Genomic DNA, 23,314 nt, shown 5'->3' with positions numbered 1-23,314 from the left:
CTCGTCATCTTTCCTCACCATCGCGATCGAGGTCGCGGGCCAGGCGCTCGATCGCCTCCATGTCGGCGTCGGAGAAGCCGAAGTGGTGGCCGATCTCATGGATCAGCACATGGGTGACGATGGCCCCGAGGGTTTCGTCGTGTTCGGCCCAGAAGTCGAGGATCGGCCGGCGATAGAGCAGGATACGGTTGGGCATCGCCCCGGTGTGGGGCACGGCGCCGCGATGCGGCAGGCCGGTGCCGTGGAACAGGCCGAGCAGATCGAACTCGCTTTCGAGTTCCATCTCGTCGACGACCTCGTCCTCGGGGAAATCGGCGATGGCGATCAGGATGTCGCCGGTGAAGTGGAGGAACTCCGGCGGCAGCGCCCGATAGGCGGCATGCGCCAGCGCCTCGAAGGCGTCGAGGTCGGGCGCCTTGGCGTGGGACCAGTCGATCGGCTCGGAGCGGGTCATCGGACGTCCTTCAAATGGGCGGCGCGGAAGGCGCGCATCAGGAAACGGATCTCGTCGTCACCGTAGCGCTTGCCGCGGCCGACCGGACAGGCGTCGCGGGCGCGGCAGCCGTCGGTGCGGCAGAGCGCGCCGAGCGGGCTCTCGAGATGGGCGAGACAGCGCGCCGTGTCGTAGCCGTCGTGCGAGAAGGCGTCGACCGGACAAGTGGTGAGGCAGGGCCTTCCGGCGCAGCTCTCGCAGGGGCCGGCGACGGGTGCCGGCGGCTCGATCGGACCGACACCGTCGGCGAAGGCGAGGGCGCCACGATAGGCGTGCCAGAGGCCGAATTCGGGATGGATCAGCAGGCCGAGCGGCGAGGGGGCGAGCCCCTCGGCGCGACGCGCCCAATCCTGGAACGGCCACCACGGGGGGCCGGCGAAGGGGAAGAGGGCATGTCCGCCGAAGGCCGCGGCGAGATCGCCGATCACGCGGGCCGACCAACGGTCGAGCGGATCGGGCAGGCGATCGCCTGCCTCGGGCGAGGCGGCGAAGTCGCGCCAGCCCCGGCGGCCGAGACGGCCGACGAGGACGAGAGCGCGGGCCGGTCGGCCGGGGCCGAGCGTCGGCAGGCGGTCTTCGGGCGAAACGGCGATCCAGCCGCGCGGCGCGAGCCCGGTCGCGGCGGTCGCCGTCTCGATCAGGGTTCGGCGGTCCTCGGGTCGGGGCGGGTGGGGCGGCAAGGGATCAGCCGATCACGTAGGTGCGGACGAGATGGACGACGAGCACCGCAGCGAAGAACAGGCCGAGGGCGCGACCGATGCGTCGGCCCCAGACCTCGACGCGGTCGTCCTGATCGGCGTCGGCGCCGCCGAAATGGGCCTCCAGCCGTTCGCCGGTGTGGCGGGCCATGCGGGCGAAGGCCGAGGTGCCGATCGCTTCGCTGTCGCGCACCACGCCGGTGAGCGCGTCCTCCGACGCGCGCTTGCGTTCGGCCTCGATCTCGTCGCGTCTGTTCATGGCCCACCTCTCTGGCCGCCAACATGGGTCGCGGCGGGTCGCGGCGCAAGGGTGGCGGAGCGTGGTGCGGCGGCCGGTCGGCTCACTTCTTCAGCGTGGCGATGTAGGCGGCGATGTCGTCGATCTCGACGCGCGACAGCGCCAGATCCGGCATCTTCGAATGGGTGGTGCCGGGAAGGGTGAGGAAGTCGGCGATGCCGTCCGGCGTCTTCCCCGGCGCGTTGGCCAGCGCCTCGAAGGTGGGCACGTCGGCGGAGGCGCGCGTCTGTTCGGCCGAGACGACGTGGCAGGCGGCGCACCAGCGTTCGGAGAGGCGTTTGCCGTTGGCCGGGTTCGCCGGCACCGGCGGCGCGGCGAGCGTCGGGGCGACGAGGGCACACGCGGCGACGAGGCCGAGAACGGCGCCGCGGATCGTCGATCGTGTCGCTCTGTCCATGTCGCTGTCCTCTCTTTCGGCCCGTTCGGTGCTTCGTCTTTCGGAATCATAGGCCGAGGGGCGGGGCGGCGGAACGGGAAAATCACCGGTTCCGTCGCAGTATGGCGCGATGATCGGGCGAAACGACGACGGCCGGCCCGAAGGCCGGCCGCGAACACGTCTTCACGACGTGACGGTCTCATACCGGAGGCCGAAGGCGCCGAGACGCCCGGCCTCCGAGACACGCGAATTTCTCATCTGCATCGGAGGCATGAGAAATTCGCGCAAGGAAGTCCTTCGGTCGTTTCCGATGACCGACGGTCTCAGCGCAACACCACCACCGGCGTACCGACGCCGACGCGTTCGAAGAGTTCGACCACGTCCTCGTTGTACATGCGGATGCAGCCGTAGCTCGCCCGCGTGCCGATCGAGTCGCGCCTGTTGGTGCCGTGGATGGCGTATTGGCCGTGGGCGAGCACCATGGCGCGCGGTCCGAGCGGATTGCGCGGTCCCGGCGGGATCAGATCCGGCAGGCTCGGCTTGTCGCGCTTGACCTCGGCCGGCGGCCCCCAGACCGGGTTGACCTCCTTGCGGGCGATGTAGGTGGACCCCGCCCACTCCTTGCCCGGCTTGCCGACGGCGACCGGGTAGCGCATCGCTCGGCCACCGCCGAGGACGTAATAGAGCCGGCGCTCGGAGGTCTTGACCACGATGGTGCCGGCCTGGAAGGCGCCGTCGACGCTCACCAGCTCACGGGCAGAGGCGTGGCCGAGCCCGGCGATGGCCATGACCGCCGTGGCGAGCCCGGCGGCTGCGGCGTATTTCCCCAGTTTCCCCATGCACGATACTCCCGACTGACGATGGGAATTGTCGATCGGGCGAGATGATGCACCGGAAAGCTTGCGATATCGCGAGCAGACGTGGTTTTCGTCAAGTTGATAAAGATGATTTACGGGAGGTTATTGTCGAATATCATAGGGCAACGAAAAACCCCGGGGATCGCTCCCCGGGGTCTCTTCTTTCCTCCCCGTGACGGGGGACCGTCGCGCCATCTTCAGTGGCGGTTCTGACGGTTCTCGATCAGGTCGTCGACGACGGTCGGATCGGCCAGCGTCGAGGTGTCGCCGAGGCTGTCGAACGAGTCCTCGGCGATCTTGCGCAGGATGCGGCGCATGATCTTGCCCGAGCGGGTCTTCGGCAGGCCCGGCGAGAACTGGATGAGATCCGGCGAGGCGATCGGGCCGATCTCCTTGCGGACCCACGCCACCAGCTCCTTGCGCAGCGCTTCGGTCGGCTCCTCGCCGGTCATCAGGGTGACGTAGGCGTAGATGCCCTGGCCCTTGAGGTCGTGCGGGTAACCGACGACCGCGGCCTCGGCGACCTTCGGGTGGGCGACCAGCGCCGACTCGACTTCCGCCGTGCCCATGCGGTGACCGGAGACGTTGATGACGTCGTCGACGCGGCCGGTGATCCAGTAGTAGCCGTCGGCGTCGCGGCGGCAGCCGTCACCGGTGAAGTACATGCCCTTGTAGGTCGAGAAGTAGGTCTGCACGAAGCGCTCGTGATCGCCGTAGACGGTGCGCATCTGGCCCGGCCACGAGTCGGTGATGACGAGGTTGCCTTCGGTCGCGCCCTCGAGGATCTTGCCCTCGGCATCGACGACCGCCGGCTGCACGCCGAAGAACGGACGGGTGGCCGAACCCGGCTTGAGGGGGGTGGCGCCCGGCAGCGGCGTGATCAGAATGCCGCCGGTCTCGGTCTGCCACCAGGTGTCGACGATCGGGCAGCGCTTCTCGCCGACGACGTTGTAGTACCAGATCCAGGCTTCCGGATTGATCGGCTCGCCGACCGAACCGAGGATGCGCAGCGACTTGCGCGAGGTCTTCTTCACCAGTTCCTCGCCGGCGCCCATCAGCGAGCGGATGGCGGTCGGGGCGGTGTAGAAGATGTTGACCTGGTGCTTGTCGACCACGTCCCAGAAGCGCGAGGCCGACGGGTAGGTCGGGATGCCCTCGAACATCAGCGAGGTGGCGCCGTTGGCGAGCGGACCGTAGACGATGTAGCTGTGGCCGGTGACCCAACCCACGTCCGCGGTGCACCAGTAGATCTCACCGGGGTGATAGTCGAAGACGTACTGATGCGTCATCGAGGCATAGACGAGGTAGCCGCCGGTGCAGTGCTGCACGCCCTTCGGCTTGCCGGTCGAACCCGAGGTGTAGAGGATGAACAGCGGATCTTCGGCGTTCATCGGCTCCGGCGGGCAGTCGGCGGAGACCTTGGCGGCCTCCTCGTCGTAGTAGTAGTCGCGGCCGGCGGCCATGGCGACGTCGCCACCGGTGCGGCGGACGACGAGGACCGACTTGACGCCCGGCAGATTGGCGACGGCTGCGTCGACGTTGGCCTTGAGCGGGACCTTGCGGCCGCCGCGCAGACCCTCGTCGGCGCAGATGACGACGGACGAGTCGCAGTCTTCGATACGGCCGGCGAGGCTGTCCGGCGAGAAGCCGCCGAAGACGATCGAGTGGATGGCACCGACGCGGGCGCAGGCCAGCATGGCGTAGGCCGCTTCCGGGATCATCGGCAGATAGATGGTGACGCGGTCACCCTTCTTGACGCCGTGCGCCTTGAGCACGTTGGCGAACTTGGACACCTCGTCCTTGAGCTCGCCGTAGGTGATCTTCTTGTCCTCGGCCGGGTTGTCGCCTTCCCAGATGATGGCGACCTTGTCCGGGGTGGCGGCGGCATGACGGTCGACGCAGTTGTAGGAGACGTTGAGCTCGCCGTCCTCGAACCACTTGATCGACACGTTGTGCGGATCGTAGCTGGTGTTCTTCACCTTGGTGAAGGGCTTGGACCAGTCGATGCGCTTGGCGTGCTCGCCCCAGAAGCCCTCCGGGTCCTTCACCGACTGCTCGTACATCGCCTTGTACTTGGCATCGTCGATGAGCGCGTTGGCCGCGACCTCCGCCGGAACCGGATAAACGCTGTCGGACATGAGTTCCTCCCTCGGTACTGATCCCTCACCGGTAACACCCCCCGTGCCTCCTTCCGTGGGAAGGTGGCGCGAGAGCCTCCGGAATTTTCGGTGGGCATTATGCGACAACCGGCGCCGCCGTCCACACGCGGCACGACAGACTTTGGTCGAGATGGCCGCTGTCATTGGTCGTAAGCCTGTCGACGAAGGGCGACGAAAGTCACACACCCGCGGTGCGAAGAAAATCCGGTGTTCCGATGAGACGGCGAAGGGCGGTTCGACACGATCGCCGGCGATTCATCTCGCACCTGCGAAGGGCGTAATCTGCATTTCACAGCGAACGTCATCGGCATGACGTAAAGGTGAAGGTGCGGCGAGTGACTTCGAGCGTATCCGGAGATCGCGCCGGAGCGAGCGCCCGCGCGCATCGAACGCGCGCCGGATGAAGGGAAATTCATTTGGCCGTGTATCGGGATCTCGGGTAACGTCCGGCGGTTTCCGCGAACCGTTCGGCCGCCCGAGGGCCGATGCGGGGCGGCGGGCGAGGAGCACCGGCGATCGCGCCGCACTCCTGCGACCTCTCCACCCCCGGGGTGATCGGCGAATGCGCAGCGCAAAGTTCGGTTCCGCGACGACCGGTCGATCACGACGGTGGCTGCGCCTGGGGGCGGGCCTCGCGGTGGCGGCGATGCTCGCCGGTTGCGGCGAGGCGGTGCGGGCGCCGGACGTCGAGGCCGAGATGCCGACGCGCTGGCGCGAGGCGCCGCGGGCCTCGGCCGCCGAGATGACCGGTGACTGGGTCGCCGGCTTCGGTTCGGCCGAGCTTTCCCGTCTCGTCGCCTCCGCCGATCTCGACAATCTCGACGTCGCGGCGGCGCGGGCGCGGATCGATCAGGCGGAAGCCCAGTTGACCGTGACCGCCGCCGGTCTGGCACCGACGGTCTCGGGTTCGGCCGAGAGCTCCCATTCGGTGACGCCGGGCACGATGTCGAGTGCGTCGCCGCCGTTCAAGTCGCGGGTCGGCAATTCCCATCAGCTCGGTCTCGGGGCGTCGTGGCAGGTCGACCTGTGGGGGCGGACACGGGCGAGCGTGCGGGCGAGCGAGGCGAGCCTCGCGGCGACCCGCATCGATCTCGATGCGGTGCGGCTCTCGACGGCGACGGCGCTGGTCGACACCTATCTCCAGGCGGCGGCGGCGGAAGATCGCCTGAAACTGGCGCGCGAAGACGTCGCCATCGCCGAGCGGACGCTCGCGGCGATCCGGCGCCGGTTCGACGTCGGCACGGTGACGGCGCTCGATCTCGCCCAGCAGGAGGGCGTGCTCGCCACCCAGCGGGCGGCGATCCCCGACCTCGAGATCACCCTGCGCCAGACCCGCAATGCCGTGGTGGTGTTGACCGGGCGGGCGCCGGAGGCGGCGACGATCCGCGGCGGCGGGCTCGATCGGCTGCGGCTGCCGCGGGTGGCGCCGGGATTGCCGTCGCGCCTCCTGGTGCGCCGGCCGGACGTGGCGGCGGCGGAGTTGCGGCTCGAGGCGGCGGCGGCCAACGTCGAGGCGGCGCGGGCGGCGTTTCTGCCGGAGGTGGGGCTGACCGGGTCGGCCGGGCTCTCCAGCGCGTTCCTGAAGAATCTCCTGCGCCCCGAGGCCTTCGCCGGGTCGATCGCGGCGAGCGTCACCGAGACGATCTTCGACGGCGGCGCGCGCGAGGGGCGGCTGGCGCTGACCCGGGCGCAGCACGCCGAACTCGCCGCCGGCTATCGCAAGGCGGTGCACGAGGCGCTGGCCGACGTCGAGAACGCGCTCGTCGCGGTCGAGCAGAATCGGCGGCGCGAGGCGTTGCAGACGGCGGTGGTGACGGCGGCGCGCAAGGCGCAGCGTCTCACCGAGCAGCGGCTGTCGGAGGGGACGATCCCGATCACCACGGTGCTCGATGCGCAGCGCACGCTGTTCCAGGCGGAGGACACGCTGGTGGCGGTGCGGCTCGCCCGCTTCCGCGCTTCGGTCGGCCTGGTGGCGGCACTCGGTGGCGGGTGGACGAAGGCGTCCGAAGCCGAAGTTCGGGCGGTGGCGGCCGGGCCGATGGTGCTCGGCGGAACGGAATGACGATGAGCAAGACCCGGATCTTCTTCTTCCTTCTCGCCGCCGCGGCGATCGCCGGCGCCGTCGCCTGGCAGAGGGGCCTGCTGCCCTTCGTGCCGGGTGGTACGACATCGGACACCGCGGCCGGTCCGGGCGCCGGCGCCGGACCGGGCGGCGGCCGTGGTCCCGGCGGCTCGCGACGTTCCGGGTCGATGGGGCTGGCGGACGGGCCGACGCCGGTGGTGGTCGCGGCGGTGGCGCGCCAGGACGTGCCGGTGGTGTTCGACGGCATCGGCACGGTGCAGGCCTTCGCGGCGGTGACGGTCCGCGCCCAGGTGGAGGGCCGGATCGTCGAGATCGCCTTCCGCGAGGGCGAAGACGTCGAGGCGGGGACGATCCTCGCCCGCATCGACCCGGCGAGCTATCAGGCGGTCTACGATCAGGCGGTGGCGCGGCGCGAGCAGGACGAGGCGGAGCTGCGCAACGCCCGCATCGACCTCGATCGCTACATCCGCCTCGCCCAATCGGAATCCGGGTCGCGCCAGCAGGCCGATACCCAGCGCGCCGTCGTCGCCAAACTCGAGGCGCAGCTGAAGATCGACCAGGGCATCATCGACGCGGCGAAGTTCAACCTCGACAACACGACGATCCGGGCGCCGATCTCCGGCCGCACCGGCATCCGCGCCGTCGACGTCGGCACGCTGGTGCGCTCGTCCGACACCGCCGGCATCGTGTCGATCGCCCAACTCCACCCGATCGCGGTGACCTTCACCCTGCCGCAGCAGCAGCTTTCGACGTTGCTCGCGGCCCAGGCGCGCGGTCCCGTCCCGGTCGAGGTGATCGGCGGCGATCCGCGCGAGGTGCTCGATCGCGGACGTATCGAGGTCATCGACAATCAGGTCGACAGCACCACCGGTACGGTGAAGATCAAGGCGACGCTGCCCAATGCGGCGACGCGGCTGTGGCCGGGTCAGTTCGTCGACGTGCGCGTCCTGGTCGATACGCTGAAAGGCGCCATGGTGGTGCCGACGGCGGCGGTGCAGCGCGGCAGCGAAGGGGCCTTCGTCTATGTCCTCGGCGAGGAGGACAAGGTGAAGCGGCGGCCGGTCGGTGTCGGTCGCCAGGACGAGCATCGAGCGGTGATCACCGGCGGCGTCGACGTCGGCGAGAAGGTGGTCACCACCGGCTTCACCCGTCTCACCGACGGCGCCAAGGTCAAGCCGACGGCGGAGGGCGGCGAGGCCGCCAAGGACGCGGCTCCGGCGACCGAACCGGCGAAGCCGGCGGCGGGTGAACGTCGCGGCCAGGGGGGCGGCGGTCAGGGTGGTGGCGGTCAGGGTGGTGGCGGTCAGGGAGGCGGCGAAGGCCGGCGGCGGCCGCAGGGCGGCCAAAGTGGTGGCCAGGGGGGCGGCGCGGCGGCCGGCGGTGCCGGAGGGTCGCGACCGGGCGCCGCGCCATGAGCGTCTCCAGGCCCTTCATCGACCGACCGATCGCCACGTCGCTCATCGCGGCGGCGATCCTGATCGTCGGCGTGTTGGGCTTCCTGCGACTGCCGGTCTCGTCGTTGCCGCAGGTCGACTTCCCGACCCTGCAGATCACGACGCGGATGCCGGGCGCCAATCCCGAGACCATCGCCGACATCGTCACGGCGCCGCTCGAGCGGCAGTTCGGCAAGATCCCGTCGCTGACGTCGATGACCTCGGAGAGTTCCTACGGCCTCTCCCGCGTCACTTTGCAGTTCGCCCTCGACCGCGACATCGACGCGGCGGCGCAGGACGTCCAGGCGGCGATCAACGCGGCCGGATCGACGCTGCCGACGAGCCTGCCCTATCCGCCGGTCTATTCGAAGGTCAATCCGGCCGACACGCCGGTCCTGACCCTGGCGCTCTCCTCGGACACGGCGCCGCTGCGGCTCCTCTCCGATCTCGCCGATACGCTGATCACGCCGCGTCTCTCCGAGGTCTCCGGCGTCGGCCGGGCGTCGCTCGCCGGCGGTGTGCGCCCGGCGATCCGGGTCAGGGCGGATCTGACGCGGCTCGCCTCCTACGGCCTCGGGCTCGAGGATCTGAGGACGGCGATCGTCGCCGGCAACGTCGCCGGATCGAAGGGGGCGCTCGACGGGCCGACGCAGTCCTACACCATCGGCGCCAACGATCAGATCTCCGCGGTCGAGGGGTTCACCCGGCTGGTGGTGGCCAAGAAGAACGGCGTGCCGGTGCTGCTCGGCGACGTCGCCGACGCGGTCGAGGGGCTGGAGGACGCCTTCGTCGGCGGTTGGTACAAGGGCCATCCGGCGGTCGTCCTCGATGTCCAGAAACAACCCGGCGCCAACATCGTCGACACCGTCGGCCGACTGATGGCCGAGGTGCCGCGGCTGCAACGGTCGATGCCGGCGGGGGTGAAGCTCGAGGTCGTCCACGACCGCACCGACATCATCCGCGCCTCGATCGCCGAGGTGCAGTTCACGCTGGTGCTCTCGGCGGCGCTGGTGGTGATGGTGGTGCTGATCTTCCTGCGCTCGGTGCGCGCCACGATCATCGCCGGCGTCACGCTTCCGCTGTCGATCGTCGCCACCTTCGCGGCGATGTGGGCGGTCGGCTTCAGTCTCGACAATCTGTCGCTGATGGCGCTGACCATCGGCACCGGCTTCGTCGTCGACGACGCGATCGTGATGATCGAGAACATCGTACGCCGGCAGGAGGGTGGGCTCGGACCGCTCGAAGCGGCGCGCGAGGGTGCGGCGGAGATCGGTTTCACCGTCATCTCGCTGACCCTGTCGCTGATCGCGGTGTTCATTCCGCTGTTGTTCATGACCGGGCTCGTCGGCCGGATGTTCCGCGAGTTCGCGCTGACGCTTTCGATCGCGGTCATCGTCTCGGCGGTGGTGTCGCTGACGCTGACGCCGATGATGTGCGGACGGCTGCTGAAGGGACACGAGAGCCACGATCCGAAGAGCTTCGTCGGGCGGCTCTTCGCCGTCTTCGAGTGGCCGATCACGGCGATGGCGCGCGGCTACGAGCGCTCGCTCGGCTGGGCGCTCGACCGCCAGGGGCTGGTGCTGGTGATCACGGTGGCGACGCTCGGGCTCACCGGCTGGCTCTACGTGGTGGCGCCGAAGGGCTTCCTGCCCAATCAGGACACCGGCCTCGTCTCGGTGGTGCTGGAAGGGGCGCCGCAGTCCTCCTTCGCCGAGATGGTGCGGCTGCAGGATCGGGTGGCGGCGGCCTTCGCCAGCGACCCGGACGTCGGCGGCGTCGTCTCGGTGCTCGGCGTCGGTTCGCTCAACGCCACCGGCAACACGGCGCGGATGACGGTCGATCTGAAACCGCGCGAGACGCGGAGCGCGCGGGCCGAGGAGATCGCCGATCGATTGCGCCGGCTCGGTGCTGCGGTGCCGGGGGCGACGGTCTACGTCCAGCCGGTGCAGGATGTGCGCATCGGCACCCGCACCTCGCGGTCGCAGTACCAGTATACGCTGACCGGGACCGACGGTCCGATGATTTCCGAGAGCGGTCAGGCGTTGGCGCGGGCGCTCGCCGCTCGACCCGAGTTCCGCCACGTGGCGCTGGAGAACCAGGAAGGCGGGCTTCGCGCCCACATCGAGATCGATCGCGACCGCGCCGGCCTCTACGGCGTCACGGTGCAGGCGATCGACGACATGTTGGCGAACGCCTTCGCCCAGCGGCAGATCTCGACCATCTACGCCCAGTCGAACCAGTACCGGGTGATCCTCGAGGCCGATCCGGCGCAGGCGCGCGACGTCTCGGCGATGGGGCGGTTGCACGTCACCGGAAGCGGCGGCGTGCCGGTGCCGCTCTCCTCGTTCGCCCGCATCACGCGTCAGACGGCGCCGCTGTCGGTGACGCGGTCGGACCAGTTCCCGGCGGCGACGCTGTCCTTCGACACGGCGGACGGCGTGTCGCTCGAACAGGCGCTGGCGGCGATCGAGGAGGTGCGCGACGAGATCGGCATCTCCGACGCGGTGATCGGCGAGCCGGACGCCGACGCGGCGGAGTTCGCCCGCTCGCTCGCCTCGCAGCCGTGGCTGATCCTGGCGGCGATCGTCACCATCTACGTGGTGCTGGGTGTGCTCTACGAGAGCTTCGCCCATCCTTTCACCATCCTGACGACGCTGCCGTCGGCCGGCGTCGGGGCGTTGATCGCGCTCTCGCTCACCGGTCACCAGTTGTCGATCGTCGCGCTGATCGGCATCGTGCTGCTGATGGGCATCGTCAAGAAGAACGCCATCATGATGATCGACTTCGCCATCGTCGCCGAACGGGTGCGTGGCCTCGGTCCGCACGAGGCGATCGTCGAGGCGTGCCTCAGGCGTTTCCGGCCGATCATGATGACGACGCTCGCCGCCCTTCTCGGCGCGGTGCCGCTGGCGCTCGCCCACGGGCCGGGCTCGGAGCTGCGCATTCCGCTCGGCGTCACCATCGTCGGCGGGCTGCTGCTCTCCCAGCTCCTCACGCTCTACACAACGCCGGTCGTCTATCTCGCCATCGAGCGGGCGGCGGCGCGGCTGCGCGGCGGCGGCAAGCGGGCGATCGACGACGGGGTCGATGCGACGGAGGAGGCGGTCGAATGATCGACATCTCCGGCCCGTTCATCCGCCGTCCGGTGGGGACCATCCTGCTCGCCGTCGGGCTGTTCCTGGCCGGGATGGTCGCCTATTTCCAACTGCCGGTGGCGAGCCTGCCGTCGGTCGACTTCCCCACCATCCGCGTCTCGGCCAACCGGCCGGGGGCGGATCCCGAGACCATGGCGGCGAGCGTCGCGGCGCCGCTCGAGCGCCATCTCGGGACGATCGCCGGGGTGAGCGAGATCACCTCGTATTCGCTGCTCGGGGCGACCAGCATCACCGTGCAGTTCGACCCGTCGCGCAAGATCGACGGGGCGGCGCGCGACGTGCAGGCGGCGATCAACGCGGCGGCGAGCGATCTGCCGAGCGACCTGACGACCGCACCCGCCTTGCGCAAGTTCAACCCGGCGGGGATGCCGGTGCTGATCCTGGCGCTGACCTCCGACACGCTGTCGGTCGCCGAGATCTACGACATCGCCGACACGGTGATCGTCCAGCGTCTCTCTCAGGTGGAGGGCGTCGCCGACGTCACGGTGACCGGCGGTGAACAGCCGGCGATCCGGGTCAGGGCCGATCCGGCACGGTTGGCGGCGGCCAACATCGGTCTCGACGATCTCAGGAAAGCGATCGCCAATGCCAACGTGCGCGGGGCGCTCGGCCAGATCCAGGGCGGCGAGATCGTCGAGACGCTCTCCACCGACGATCGGCTGACGCGGCCGGAGGACTACGAACAGATCGTCGTCAAAGCGGTCGGCGGGGCGATCGTGCGGGTGAAGGACGTCGCCACCGTCGTCTCCGGTGTGCGCAACACTCGCGCCGCCGGTTGGTACAACGACAAGCCGGCGGTGATCCTCAACCTCACCAAACAGGCCGACGCCAACGTCATCGACACGGTCGACCGGGTGAAGGCGCTGATCCCCGAGTTGCAACGCTGGATCCCGGCGGAGTTGAAGTTCTCGGTGGTCAACGACCGCACGGTGACCATCCGCGCCGGCGTCGCCGACACGCGCAACACGCTGTTCGTCGCCATCGCCCTGGTGATGATGGTGGTGATCGCCTTCCTCGGACGCCTGACACCGACCATCGCCGCCGGCATCACCGTGCCGCTGTCGCTCGCCGGCACCTTCGCGGCGATGTGGGTGGCCGGCTTCTCGATCGACAATCTGTCCTTGATGGCGCTGACCATCGCCGTCGGTTTCGTCGTCGACGACGCCATCGTGATGATCGAGAACATCCATCGCCGCCGCGTCGCCGGGGCGACGCCGCTCGCCGCGGCGCTGGCGGGGGCGCGGCAGATCGCCTTCACCGTGGTGGCGATCGGTCTGTCGCTGATCGCCGCCTTCATCCCGCTGATGTTCACCTCCGGGATGATCGGCAAGTTCTTCGCCGAATTCTCCTTCACCATGACCTTCGCCATCCTGGTGTCGACGGTGGTGTCGTTGAGCGTCACGCCGATGATCTGCGGCCGGTTCATCCGCGGCGGCCCGCCGACCCGGGCGGAAGCGGCGACGGATCGGGCGGTGACGAAGGTCGCGAAGCTCTACGGGCGGTCGCTCGGCTTCACCCTCGCCCATCCGTGGTCGATGGCGGTGCTGGCGAGCGCCACGGTGGCGGCGACAGTGTGGCTCTACATGGTGGTGCCGAAAGGCTTCGTGCCGCAGGACGACACCAGCCTGGTCTTCGGCTACGCGGAAGCGGCGCCCGACGTCTCGTTCCCGGCGATGGTCGACCTGCAGAAGCGGGCGATCGCCATCGTGCTGGCCGATCCGATGGTCAAGGGCGTCGCCTCGTCGGTCGGCAGCGGCATGGGGGCGGTCAACAACGGCCGCATGTTCCTGGCGCTGAAGACGGTGAAGGAGGGCGGCGAGCCGTCGCGCACGGTGATCGCGCGGCTGAGGAAGTCGCTGACCGCGGTGCCCGGCATCCGTATCTACATGAGCCCGATGCAGGACCTCCACGTCGGCGGCCGCATCGGCAAGTCGCCCTATCAGTTCACGCTGTGGGACCCGGATTTCGGCGAGCTGGTGGCCTGGACGCCGAAGATCGTCGAGGCGCTGAAGAAGCTGCCCGAGATCGTCGACGTGTCGAGCGACCGCATGACCGCCGGCCTCCAGGCCGAGGTGGTGATCGACCGGATGGCGGCGTCGCGGCTCGGGGTGGGCATCCGCGACATCGACGCGGCGCTCGCCGACGCCTATGCGCAGCGGTTGATCTCGGTGATCCACAGCCCGCGCAACCAGTACCGCGTGGTGCTCGAGGTCGAGGGGCGGCACGCCCGCGACCCTTCCGACATCGAGGGTCTGTGGGTCAATGCGTCCGGGGGGCGGCAGGTGCCGCTCGCCGCCGTCGCCCGCATCGAGCGCAAGACCGCGCCGCTGGCGGTCAATCACCAGGGGCAGTTCCCGGCGGTGACGGTGACCTTCGACGTGGCGCCGGGCGTCACCCTCGAGGAGGCGATCGGCAAGGTGCGCGCCACGGTCGACGAGTTGCATCCGCCTGATACACTCCACACCGAATTCGCCGGCGATGCCAAGGAATTCTCCAAGTCGGCGGGCAACACCTGGATCCTGGTGGCGACGGCGCTGTTCGCCGTCTACGTCATCCTCGGCGTGCTCTACGAGAGCCTGATCCACCCGCTGACCATCATCTCGACCCTGCCGCCGGCGGGGCTCGGGGCGCTGATCGCCCTCCAGGCCTTCGGCATGCAGCTCGATCTGGTCGGCATCATCGGCATCATCCTCTTGATCGGCATCGTCAAGAAGAACGGCATCCTGCTCGTCGACTTCGCCCTGATGGCGAGGCGCGACACGGGGATGTCGACGGTCGAGGCGGTGCGCACCGCGGCGGTCGAACGCTTTCGGCCGATCCTGATGACGACGCTCGCCGCCCTCCTCGGAGCGCTGCCGCTGGTACTCGCCTGCGGGGCAGGGGCGGAGATGCGCCGGCCGCTCGGCGTCACCATCGTCGGCGGCCTGGTCGTGTCGCAGGTGCTGACCCTCTACACCACGCCGGCGATCTACCTGCTGATGGACCGGCTGGCGGCATGGGTCCGGCGTCGGCGCGGGGTGGCGGAGGCGCCCGGCGCGGCGGCGATGGCGGCGGAGTGAGAGGTCGGTGCGTTCCGGCCTAGCGTCGATCGCGCGGGTCTTCGTCATCGACCGGTTCGATCGCGGCGATCCGCGCCAGCCAGAACAGGATCAGGGCGCCGGCGACGCTCAGGACCGCCAGAGTGGTGGCGAGGTCGCGGCCGACCCAGAGGCCGTCGAACCACCGGGTGAGGCGCGCCGCCTCGACGGCGAACTTGCCGCCGATGACCTCCAGTTGACGCTCCTCGACCTTCAGCCGGTCGAAGGGGATCGCCCGCACCGGTGTCTCGGCGACGGTCAGACGGATCCAGGCCGCCCAGGCGAGCCCGACTATCGCGACGGCGATCCCGGCGAGGCGGAAACGCGTGGCGAGCGAGAGGCGGGCGGCGGCGGCGGACCATCGCGACAGGGTGTTCGGCATCGGTCCGACCTCTCGGCGGGGTGGGGGCGGTCGGTCGCGGATTACGACGCTCCTCGGGCGACTTCAAGACGATCGTTCCGTCGGGTTGCCGGGGATGGTGTCTCGGCCCTATCTAGGGCCACGACCTCTTTCTCCGAGTGCCCCGATGACCGCTCCCGTCCTGCCGTTGCCCCTTCCCGAACTCCTCGACCGCCTGCGCGCCATCGTCGGGCCGACCGACGTGCTGACCGATCCGTTCGACGTCGAGCCGCATCTCGTCGAGCTGCGCGGCCTCTATCACGGCGCCACCCCGGCGGTGGTCAGGCCGAAGACGACGGCGGAAGTCGCGGCGGTGCTGCGGCTGGCCAACGAACACGGCCTCAAGATCGTGCCGCAGGGCGGCAACACCGGTCTCGTCGGCGGCCAGACGCCGTCGGAGGCGGGTGACGAGATCGTCCTTTCGCTGAAGCGACTCGATCGGGTGCGCGAGGTCGATCCGATCACCGACACGATGACGGTGGAGGCCGGCGTGACGCTTCTGGCGGTCCAGGAGGCGGCGGAAGCGGTCGATCGGCTGTTCCCGTTGTCGCTGGCGGCGGAAGGCTCCTGTACGATCGGTGGAAACCTTGCGACCAATGCGGGCGGAACCCAGGTGATCGCCTATGGCAACGCCCGCGATCTGGTGCTCGGGCTCGAGGTGGTGCTGGCCGACGGGCGAGTGTTGAACGGCCTCGGCAAGCTGCGCAAGGACAATACCGGCTATGACCTGAAGCACCTGTTCATGGGTTCGGAGGGCACGCTCGGCATCATCACCGCGGCGGTCTTGAAGCTTTGGCCGCGGCCGAAGGCGCAGTCGACCGCCTTCGTGGCTCTCGCCTCGCCGCGAGCCGCGGTGGCGCTGCTCGGCCGGGCCAAGGCGACCTTCGGTTCGGCGCTCACCGGGTTCGAGCTGATGCCGCGCTTCGGCATCGATCTGGTGGTCAAGCACCTTCCAGGTGCGCGCGACCCGATCGCCGATCGGCATCCCTGGTACGTGCTGATCGAGGTCTCCTCGGCAGCCGAGGGCGGGGTCGACGAGGCCTTCGAGGCGATGCTCGGCGAGGCGATGGAGGTCGGCGAAGTCGACGACGCGGTGATCGCCGGTTCGCTCGATCAGCGCGCCGGGCTGTGGCGGATGCGCGAGGGCATGTCGGAGGTGCAGGGCATCGAGGGCGGGTCGATCAAACACGACGTCTCGGTGCCGATCGCCGCGGTGCCGACGGTGATCGAGGAGGGTATCCGCGTGGCCGAGGCCTTCATCCCCGGGATCCGGCCGGTGCCGTTCGGCCATCTCGGCGACGGCAACATCCACTTCAACTTCTCCCAGCCGGTGGGGGCCGACAAGGCGGACTACCTCGCCAAATGGGACGAGCTCAACGACCGGGTGCACGCGGTGGTGCTGGCGCACGGCGGGTCGGTGTCGGCGGAGCACGGCATCGGCAAGTTGAAGAGACATGCGCTCGCCGAGGTGAAGGACCCGGTGGCGCTGGCCACCATGCGGGCGATCAAGGCGAGCCTCGATCCCAAGGGCATCCTCAATCCCGGCAAGGTGTTGTGATCGATCGTCGCGCCCCGTGGCAGGGTGCCGCGGGGGTGGGAAGACGTCGCAAGCCATGCATTTTTGCAATGCTGTCACGCGGTATACAGCATATTGCAGTGCCGAAAAGGAAGCATTAGATTTCACCTCGTGACGCGGCCTTCCCGGCCGCCTCACTGCCCTCCTTGGGCGTTTCCTCCCTAGACTTGGGCCGCCGCAAGGCGGCCTTTTTTCTTTTCAAGATGTTGTTCCGCGCCGGGCGCGCCGAAACGCCACTTGATCGCCGGCGTGGCGCGTGCTTAGCCCGAGAAAGAGCCGCCGACGGCGCCCATGACGGGTCCGTCGCCGCCATGCGTTCGACGAGGTTCTCATGCGCTCCATCACCTTCCGCAGGCCGGACGACTGGCACGTTCATTTCCGCGACGGGGCGGCGATGCGGGCGGTGGTGCCCTACACAGCACGGGCCTTCGGGCGGGCGATCGTCATGCCCAATCTCACCCCGCCGGTGACGACCTCGGCGATGGCCGCGGCCTATCGCAACCGGATCGTGGCGGCGGTGCCGGAGGGCGTCGCCTTCACGCCGCTGATGACCGCCTATCTCACCGACGGCAGCGATGCCGCCGACATCGTCGCCGGCTTCCGCGACGGCGTCCTCACCGCGGTGAAGCTCTATCCGGCGCACGCCACCACCAATTCGCAGTTCGGGGTGACGTCGATGCGCGCCGTGGCGCCGGTGTTGGCGGCGATGGAGAAGGCGGGCATGCCGCTTCTCGTCCACGGCGAGGTGACGCGCGCCGACGTCGATGTCTTCGACCGGGAGGCGCGGTTCGTCGAGGAGGTGCTGGAGCCGATGCTCGCCGACTTCCCGGCGCTGAAGATCGTGCTCGAGCACGTGACGACGGCCGAGGGCGTGGCGATCGTCCGCGCCAACGCCGGTCGCATGGCCGGCACCATCACGCCGCAGCATCTGCTCTACGATCGCAACGAGATCTTCCGCGGCGGTATCCGGCCGCACATGTACTGCCTGCCGATCCTCAAGCGCTCGACCCACAAGGTGGCGCTTCGGGCGGCGGCGACGAGCGGCGAGGCGTCGTTCTTCCTCGGCACCGACACGGCGCCGCACATGCGCCACCTCAAAGAGAACGCCTGCGGTTGCGCCGGCGTGTTCTCGGCGCCGACCGCCATCGAGGCCTATCTGAAGGTCTTCACGGAGGAGAACGCGCTCGATCGCTTCGAGGCCTTCGCCTCTCTGAACGGCCCGGCCTTCCACGGGCTGGCGCCCAACGAAGAGCGGGTCACCTGGGTGGAGCAGCCGCATCCGGTGCCGGTGGCGGTGCCGGTCGAGGGCGAGGGCGAGATCGTTTCGCTGTTCGCCGGCGAGACCGTCGGCTGGTCGCCGGCTGCGGCGGCCTGAGCCCGGATCCGTCCGATCCGGTCTCACGTGATACCGAGCCGTGGATGTTTCGACCTGTTCGAAACATCCACGGCGAAGGCGAGCCCGAACGGGCATCGGCCGGTCTGGCCGTAACGCGCATGAAAGTCGGACGGGTCCGAATTTCATGAGCCCAATATGAGGTTTCGATCATGCGTCCGTCCACGCTCCTGGTGGTGTTCGCGGCCCTTCTCGGGGCCTTCGGCGTCGCCGCTGCGGCGGTCGCCGCCCATGTCGCCGGCGGTGATACGCTGCAACGGGCGGCGGAGATCCTGATGGTGCACGGCGCCGCCCTCCTCGGGCTGGCGGCTCTGGTGGCGCGGTCGGGCGAGCGGTGGACGCTGGCGGCGGCCGCGGGCTTCCTCGGCGCCGGTGCGGCGCTCTTCGGCGCCGACGTGACGCTGCTCACGCTGCAGGGCCATCGCCTCTTCCCCTATGCGGCGCCGATCGGCGGCTCGACCATGATCTCGGCCTGGCTGGTCGTCGGGCTCCTGGCGCTCGCCGGCCATCTGGAACCGCGGGCGCAGGATTGAGCGGGTCAGCCCATCGGCCGATTGCGGTGCAACACCGGCTTCGCTAGGGTCCCGGCCGTCGATTTTCCACGAGAGGCGAACCTACGGTTCGGACCTCGTGGTCCGACCGCCGAACGCGTCCCGTCCCGACGGGGACGAGGTCGGCGGGAAGGTGCCGGCCTCGCCAAGCGATCGGCCGGAACCCGTGCCTCGATCACCGGAGTGTGCCCCATGACCATCCGTCCGCGCCGCAGCGTCCTCTACATGCCGGGTTCCAACGCCCGGGCGCTGGAGAAGGCCAAGACGCTTTCGACCGATGCGGTGATCCTCGATCTCGAGGATTCCGTCGCCCCCGACGCCAAGGAGACGGCGCGCGATCAGGTGATCGCCGTGGCGAAGGCCGGCGGCTTCGGGCCGCGCGAGGTGGTGATCCGCGTCAATTCGCTCGCGGGTCCGTGGGGCACGGCCGATCTCGAGGCGGCGGCGGGCGTGGCTCCCGACGCGGTGTTGATCCCCAAGGTGTCGAGCCCGGAAGACGTCTACGCGGCGAACGCGGTGCTCGACCGGCTCGGCGCGCCTGAGAGCGTCAAGATCTGGGCGATGTTCGAGACGCCGCTCGCCGTCCTCGAGGCCGGCGCCATCGCGGCGGCCGCGGCGACGAAGGAAGGCCGGCGGCTGTCGGTCTTCATCCTCGGCACCAATGATCTGGCCAAGGAGACGCGCGCCCGCTTCGTCGCCGGCCGCGCGCCGATGTTGGCGTGGCTGACCACGGCGGTCGCCGCCGGCCGCGCCTACGGCCTCGACGTGATCGACGGCGTCTACAACAACCTGTCGGACGCCGACGGCTTCATCGCCGAATGCGAGCAGGGCCGCGACCTCGGTATGGACGGCAAGACGCTGATCCACCCCAACCAGCTCGAGGGCGCCAACCGCATCTTCTCGCCGAGCGAGGCGGAGGTGGCGCAGGCCGAGAAGATCCTCGCCGCCTTCGCCCTGCCGGAGAACGCCTCGAAGGGCGTGATCAGCCTCGACGGCCGCATGGTCGAGCGGTTGCACGCCGAGATGGCCGAGCGTACCGTCGCCATCGCCCGTGCCATCGCCGCGGCCTCGGCCCTGTGATGCGGACGGCCGAAGATGCTCGAGCATCCGGCCGTCGCGGACACGCGAGTTTCTCGTGAACGCGGGGGCGAAGGGTCACTCGCGTGACGAATCCCATCGGCCGGTCCCGGCCGATGGTATGGGGGGTTCATGAAGCTCTATCGCTATCTCACCGGTCCCGATGACGCCGCCTTCTGCAAGCGCGTCTCCGCCGCCCTCAACAAGGGCTGGCTGCTCCACGGCGATCCGACGCTGACCTACGACGCCGAGCAGAAGCGGGTGATCTGCGGTCAGGCGGTCACCAAGGAGGTGATGGGCGTCGCCTGGAACGAGGACGTGGTGCTCTCCGACTGGTGAGACGCGATCGATCGCCGAATTCGCGAGAGGCGCAGGTCGAAAGGCCTGCGCCTTCGTCGTTTCGGAAGAACCCGTGTCAGGGCCGCGTCGCCGGTGCGGGGTCCGCGGCGAGGACCGCGACGTGTCGCCAGCCCTGTGGGAGCGGGGTCCACGAGACGACGCAGGGCTCGTCGAGGACCTGCCAGGACAGGATGTTGACGTCCATCACGCAGCGCGCGAGACGGGGCCCGGCGGGGGTCGAGAGGCAGGTCGTTCCGCCGAGCTCGACGCGGAGTCCGCCCGGGGCGCGGCAGGTACAGGCATCCGCCGCGGCGACACTCGAAGCGCCGTGGACGGCGGCTGCGATCAGACCGACGGCGACGATGGCGATGTCCAGGATCCGAGCCATGGACCGATGATGCACCGGTTCGGGCGCAACGGCGATCACATGAGCGTGCACGGGTGCCGGAGAGGCGCGTGAGGGTGCTCCGCACTCACGCGCGTCGATGTGGGCGGGAGCGCTCCGGGCTCACCAGGGGTCGAGGTTGGCGTGCGCGCTCCGCGCTCACCAAGGGTCGAGGTTGGCGTGCGCGCTCCGCGCTCACGCAGGGTCGCGGAACTTCGGGTCGATCGGGACCTGGAGCGCGGTCACCAGACGATTGGTCTCCGCCGCCATGCCGACCACGGCGACCAGCTCCATGTGCTGCTCCGCCGTCATGCCCTTGGCGCGGGCGGAGGCGGTGTGGGTGGCGACGCAGTATTCGCAGCCGTGGGCGATCGACACGGCGACGTAGAGCATCTCCTTGACCAGCGGATCGAGGCTGCCCGGGCCCATCACCTGCTTGATGCTTTCCCAGGTGCGCTTCAGCGAGACGGGGTCGTTCGCCAGCGCCCGCCAGAAGTCGTTGACGTAGTCGGTCTTGCGGGTGGCGCGGATGTCGTCGAAGACGGCGGCGGCCTCGGGCGAGAGTTCGGCGTCGGAGAGCAGGCGGACGGTCGGCATCGCGGAACCTCGCACGGTCGCGGGCGGGGGAGGGCGAACCGGGGGGGCTCACCCTCGAGGGATCAGCGCGACAGGGAGACCGGCTGGCTCCCGGCGGTGGTGCCGGAGAAGCGCTCGCCGCCCTGGCTGATCAGCGTCGCCACCACCGAGCCGTCGGAGCTCTTGAGGGTGACCTGACGGCCCTGGACGTCCCAGGCCGAGATCTTGGCGAGATCGGGCGAATGGCAACCCTTGGAGATGGCGCGATAGCCGCCGGCCCAGCTGGTCAGGTTCATGAACAGCTGGCAGTTGTCGCTGCCCGAAGCGATGCGCCAGCCGCCGAGAAGCTCGGTGCGGCCGATCGGCTGGCCCTTGTCGGGGCTGACGGCGGCCACCTTGTTGGCAGCCGGTGGCGGTGCGACGGCCGAGGTCGGCGCCGGCGGCGCGTTGGGATCGACCGGCGGCGGCGCGGCCGGATCGGCGGTCACGCCGGGCGGTGGCTGCAGAGGCTGCAAGGCTCCTTGCGTCACCGGCGCCGTCGGGGCACCCGGCAGCGGCTCGTAACGCGGGACGGTCGGGCCGTCGTTGAGACCGAGCCGGCCACAGCCGGCGAGCGTGCCGGCGACCAGCACCGCGAGCGCCACGCGATTTCCGCGAATCATCGCTTCGAACTCCCGAGAAGATCTGCCTTCGGCGTTTCTACCGCGAACCGCGGGCGATCGCGACCCCCGCGGGGCCGTAGACCCTCATCCAACACCGCAAGACGGCGAAATCGGGGAGCGTCGTGCCGCGGCGGGTGGTCGGTTCCCCGCCCCCGGGCGGGGTGTCATACGAATTTTCCCCGACTGCCGCATTCTGGTCTTATTGCATCGCACAATAACATTTCACGAAATGCTGCGATGCAACTCATCGTAGCCGAAACAGGAGAAAGACCATGATCGCTCGTTACGAAGGCGGCGCGATCCGCAAGCTGTGGGCGCGTGACGTCCCGGCTTTTCGCGACCATCTGCTCCGTCTCGACGCCGCCACGCGGCGCAATCGCTTCGGCATGGTGACCGGCGACGATTTCGTCACCAACTATGCCGAGACCAGCTTCGCCCTCGACACGGTGATCCACGGCGTGTTCGTCGACGGCCGTCTCGTCGGTGTCGGCGAGTTGCGGCGGATCGACGGGCCGCGCCGCGACGCCGAGGCGGCGTTCTCGGTGGAAAAGGACTGGCAGGGCTGCGGCTTCGGGTCGCGGCTGATGGAGGCGGTGATCCTCGCCGCCCGCAATCGCGGCATTCGCCGCCTCTACATGAACTGCCTCGCCTCCAACGCCCAGATGCAGCGGCTGGCGCTGCGCCACGGCGCCGAACTGGAATACGAATCGGGCGACGTCGTCGGGCTGGTGCTGCCGGAGACGGCGTCGGCGGTTTCGCAGCTGCGCGAGACGGTCGGCGACGGTTTCGCCTGGACCACGGCGATCATGGACCTGCAGCGGCGGTCGTTCGTCGGCGGCCTGTTCGGCCGGGCGTGAGGCGACGGATCAAACGCAGGGAAAAACGCGAAGAGCCCCGGCGGAGCGATCCGCCGGGGCTCTTCGTTTTCCTCGGAAGGCGACGATCAGAGACGGCGCTCGATCATCATCTTCTTGATCTCGGCGATCGCCTTGGCCGGGTTCAGACCCTTGGGGCAGGTGTTGGCGCAGTTCATGATGGTGTGGCAGCGATAGAGGCGGAACGGGTCCTCGAGGTTGTCGAGGCGCTCGCCGGTCGCTTCGTCGCGGCTGTCGATCAGCCAACGATAGGCCTGCAAGAGGACCGCCGGGCCGAGGTAGCGGTCGCCGTTCCACCAGTAGCTCGGGCACGAGGTCGAGCACGAGGCGCAGAGGATGCACTCGTAGAGACCATCGAGCTTGGAGCGATCCTCGTGGGACTGCTTCCACTCGGTCTGCGGCGTCGGCGTCACCGTCTTCAGCCACGGCTCGATCGAGCGATGCTGGGCGTAGAAGTTGGTGAGATCCGGGATCAGGTCCTTCACCACCGGCATGTGCGGCAGCGGATAGACCTTCACCGCGCCCTTCACCTCGTCCATGCCCTTGGTGCAGGCGAGGGTGTTGAGCCCGTCGATGTTCATGGCGCAGGAGCCGCAGATGCCTTCACGGCAGGAACGGCGGAAGGTCAGCGTCGGGTCGATCTTGTTCTTGATGTAGATCAGACCGTCGAGGACCATCGGACCACAATCGTCGAGATCGACGAAATAGGTGTCCATGCGCGGGTTGGAGCCGTCGTCCGGGTTCCAGCGATAGACGCGGAATTCCTTGAGCTTCGACGCTCCGGCGGGCTTCGGCCAGGTCTTGCCGGTACCGACCACGGAGTTCTTGGGGAGGGTAAACTCGACCATCTC

The 23,314-nt window shown here is 69.2% G+C and carries 21 protein-coding genes; 10 read left to right on the top strand and 11 right to left on the bottom strand.

Annotated features, from left to right (window positions below; genetic code table 11):
- Positions 1-4: 4 nt before the first annotated feature.
- The 6 genes from V7Q42_RS12020 to acs all read right to left on the bottom strand — a co-directional run bounded on the left by V7Q42_RS12020 (position 5) and on the right by acs (position 4,860).
- Positions 5-454 (bottom strand): metallopeptidase family protein, encoded by a 450-nt coding sequence (locus V7Q42_RS12020; protein ID WP_333824315.1) that lies wholly within the window; start codon positions 452-454, stop codon positions 5-7.
- Positions 451-1,173, bottom strand: coding sequence for a ferredoxin (locus V7Q42_RS12015; protein ID WP_333824314.1), 723 nt, complete (start codon positions 1,171-1,173; stop codon positions 451-453). Before V7Q42_RS12015 ends, V7Q42_RS12020 begins: the two co-directional genes overlap by 4 nt.
- Before the next feature lie 4 nt (positions 1,174-1,177).
- Positions 1,178-1,450, bottom strand: a complete 273-nt coding sequence (locus V7Q42_RS12010; RefSeq protein WP_333824313.1) for a hypothetical protein — start codon at positions 1,448-1,450, stop codon at positions 1,178-1,180.
- An 82-nt stretch (positions 1,451-1,532) separates the two neighbouring features.
- Positions 1,533-1,886 (bottom strand): c-type cytochrome, encoded by a 354-nt coding sequence (locus V7Q42_RS12005; RefSeq protein WP_333824312.1) that lies wholly within the window; start codon positions 1,884-1,886, stop codon positions 1,533-1,535.
- Positions 1,887-2,188: 302 nt separating this feature from the next.
- Complete coding sequence (locus V7Q42_RS12000; protein ID WP_333824311.1) at positions 2,189-2,704, bottom strand: L,D-transpeptidase; 516 nt, start codon at positions 2,702-2,704, stop codon at positions 2,189-2,191.
- A gap of 215 nt (positions 2,705-2,919) precedes the next feature.
- A complete protein-coding gene (gene acs / locus V7Q42_RS11995; RefSeq protein WP_333824310.1) occupies positions 2,920-4,860 on the bottom strand; it encodes an acetate--CoA ligase in 1,941 nt (646 codons plus the stop codon).
- A 583-nt stretch (positions 4,861-5,443) separates the two neighbouring features.
- Between acs and V7Q42_RS11990 the strand changes: the two genes are divergently transcribed.
- From V7Q42_RS11990 to V7Q42_RS11975, 4 genes are read left to right on the top strand one after another with little or no spacing between them, the layout of a single operon-like run.
- On the top strand, positions 5,444-6,943 hold the full coding sequence (locus tag V7Q42_RS11990) for an efflux transporter outer membrane subunit (RefSeq protein WP_333824309.1): 1,500 nt from the start codon (positions 5,444-5,446) through the stop codon (positions 6,941-6,943).
- 2 nt (positions 6,944-6,945) lie between these two features.
- Entirely contained in the window at positions 6,946-8,379 is a 1,434-nt protein-coding gene (locus tag V7Q42_RS11985; RefSeq protein ID WP_333824308.1) for an efflux RND transporter periplasmic adaptor subunit, read from the top strand.
- Complete coding sequence (locus V7Q42_RS11980; protein WP_333824307.1) at positions 8,376-11,510, top strand: efflux RND transporter permease subunit; 3,135 nt, start codon at positions 8,376-8,378, stop codon at positions 11,508-11,510. The genes V7Q42_RS11985 and V7Q42_RS11980 overlap by 4 nt, the downstream gene beginning before the upstream one ends.
- Positions 11,507-14,611, top strand: coding sequence for an efflux RND transporter permease subunit (locus tag V7Q42_RS11975; protein WP_333824306.1), 3,105 nt, complete (start codon positions 11,507-11,509; stop codon positions 14,609-14,611). Before V7Q42_RS11980 ends, V7Q42_RS11975 begins: the two co-directional genes overlap by 4 nt.
- 19 nt (positions 14,612-14,630) lie before the next feature.
- Here the strand turns inward: V7Q42_RS11975 and V7Q42_RS11970 are convergent, their stop codons facing one another.
- Entirely contained in the window at positions 14,631-15,011 is a 381-nt protein-coding gene (locus tag V7Q42_RS11970; RefSeq protein ID WP_333824305.1) for a hypothetical protein, read from the bottom strand.
- 145 nt (positions 15,012-15,156) lie between these two features.
- On the opposite strand from V7Q42_RS11970, the gene V7Q42_RS11965 reads away from it, so the two are divergent.
- The 5 genes from V7Q42_RS11965 (at position 15,157) to V7Q42_RS11945 (ending at position 19,965) form a co-directional block, all read left to right on the top strand.
- Positions 15,157-16,587, top strand: a complete 1,431-nt coding sequence (locus V7Q42_RS11965; protein ID WP_333824304.1) for an FAD-binding oxidoreductase — start codon at positions 15,157-15,159, stop codon at positions 16,585-16,587.
- Between the two features lie 349 nt (positions 16,588-16,936).
- Positions 16,937-17,980 (top strand): dihydroorotase, encoded by a 1,044-nt coding sequence (pyrC, locus tag V7Q42_RS11960; RefSeq protein ID WP_333824303.1) that lies wholly within the window; start codon positions 16,937-16,939, stop codon positions 17,978-17,980.
- A gap of 170 nt (positions 17,981-18,150) precedes the next feature.
- The gene (locus V7Q42_RS11955; RefSeq protein ID WP_333824302.1) at positions 18,151-18,531 is read left to right on the top strand and encodes a DUF423 domain-containing protein; all 381 of its coding nucleotides are present in this window, start codon (positions 18,151-18,153) and stop codon (positions 18,529-18,531) included.
- A 210-nt stretch (positions 18,532-18,741) separates the two neighbouring features.
- Positions 18,742-19,629 carry an HpcH/HpaI aldolase/citrate lyase family protein gene (locus V7Q42_RS11950; protein ID WP_333824301.1) on the top strand — a complete coding sequence of 296 codons (888 nt, stop codon included), beginning with the start codon at positions 18,742-18,744 and terminating at the stop codon, positions 19,627-19,629.
- 129 nt (positions 19,630-19,758) lie between these two features.
- Positions 19,759-19,965 (top strand): DUF1737 domain-containing protein, encoded by a 207-nt coding sequence (locus tag V7Q42_RS11945; protein WP_333824300.1) that lies wholly within the window; start codon positions 19,759-19,761, stop codon positions 19,963-19,965.
- Between the two features lie 76 nt (positions 19,966-20,041).
- On the opposite strand, the gene V7Q42_RS11940 is transcribed toward V7Q42_RS11945, so the two are convergent.
- The 3 genes from V7Q42_RS11940 to V7Q42_RS11930 all read right to left on the bottom strand — a co-directional run bounded on the left by V7Q42_RS11940 (position 20,042) and on the right by V7Q42_RS11930 (position 21,588).
- Positions 20,042-20,353 carry a hypothetical protein gene (locus V7Q42_RS11940; protein ID WP_333824299.1) on the bottom strand — a complete coding sequence of 104 codons (312 nt, stop codon included), beginning with the start codon at positions 20,351-20,353 and terminating at the stop codon, positions 20,042-20,044.
- Between the two features lie 192 nt (positions 20,354-20,545).
- Positions 20,546-20,947 (bottom strand): carboxymuconolactone decarboxylase family protein, encoded by a 402-nt coding sequence (locus V7Q42_RS11935; RefSeq protein ID WP_333824298.1) that lies wholly within the window; start codon positions 20,945-20,947, stop codon positions 20,546-20,548.
- Positions 20,948-21,009: 62 nt separating this feature from the next.
- Complete coding sequence (locus V7Q42_RS11930) at positions 21,010-21,588, bottom strand: AprI/Inh family metalloprotease inhibitor (RefSeq protein WP_333824297.1); 579 nt, start codon at positions 21,586-21,588, stop codon at positions 21,010-21,012.
- A gap of 272 nt (positions 21,589-21,860) precedes the next feature.
- Between V7Q42_RS11930 and V7Q42_RS11925 the strand changes: the two genes are divergently transcribed.
- Positions 21,861-22,445, top strand: a complete 585-nt coding sequence (locus V7Q42_RS11925; RefSeq protein WP_333824296.1) for a GNAT family N-acetyltransferase — start codon at positions 21,861-21,863, stop codon at positions 22,443-22,445.
- A gap of 86 nt (positions 22,446-22,531) precedes the next feature.
- On the opposite strand, the gene V7Q42_RS11920 is transcribed toward V7Q42_RS11925, so the two are convergent.
- On the bottom strand, positions 22,532-23,311 hold the full coding sequence (locus tag V7Q42_RS11920) for a succinate dehydrogenase iron-sulfur subunit (RefSeq protein ID WP_333824295.1): 780 nt from the start codon (positions 23,309-23,311) through the stop codon (positions 22,532-22,534).
- Positions 23,312-23,314: the final 3 nt, after the last annotated feature.

Origin of the sequence: Pinisolibacter sp. (genome assembly GCF_036782435.1) — a bacterium.
Classification (GTDB): Bacteria; Pseudomonadota; Alphaproteobacteria; order Rhizobiales; family Ancalomicrobiaceae; genus CALBKH01.
Note: the sequence above shows the minus strand (reverse complement) of the source record. Positions and strands in the feature narration are given on the sequence as shown.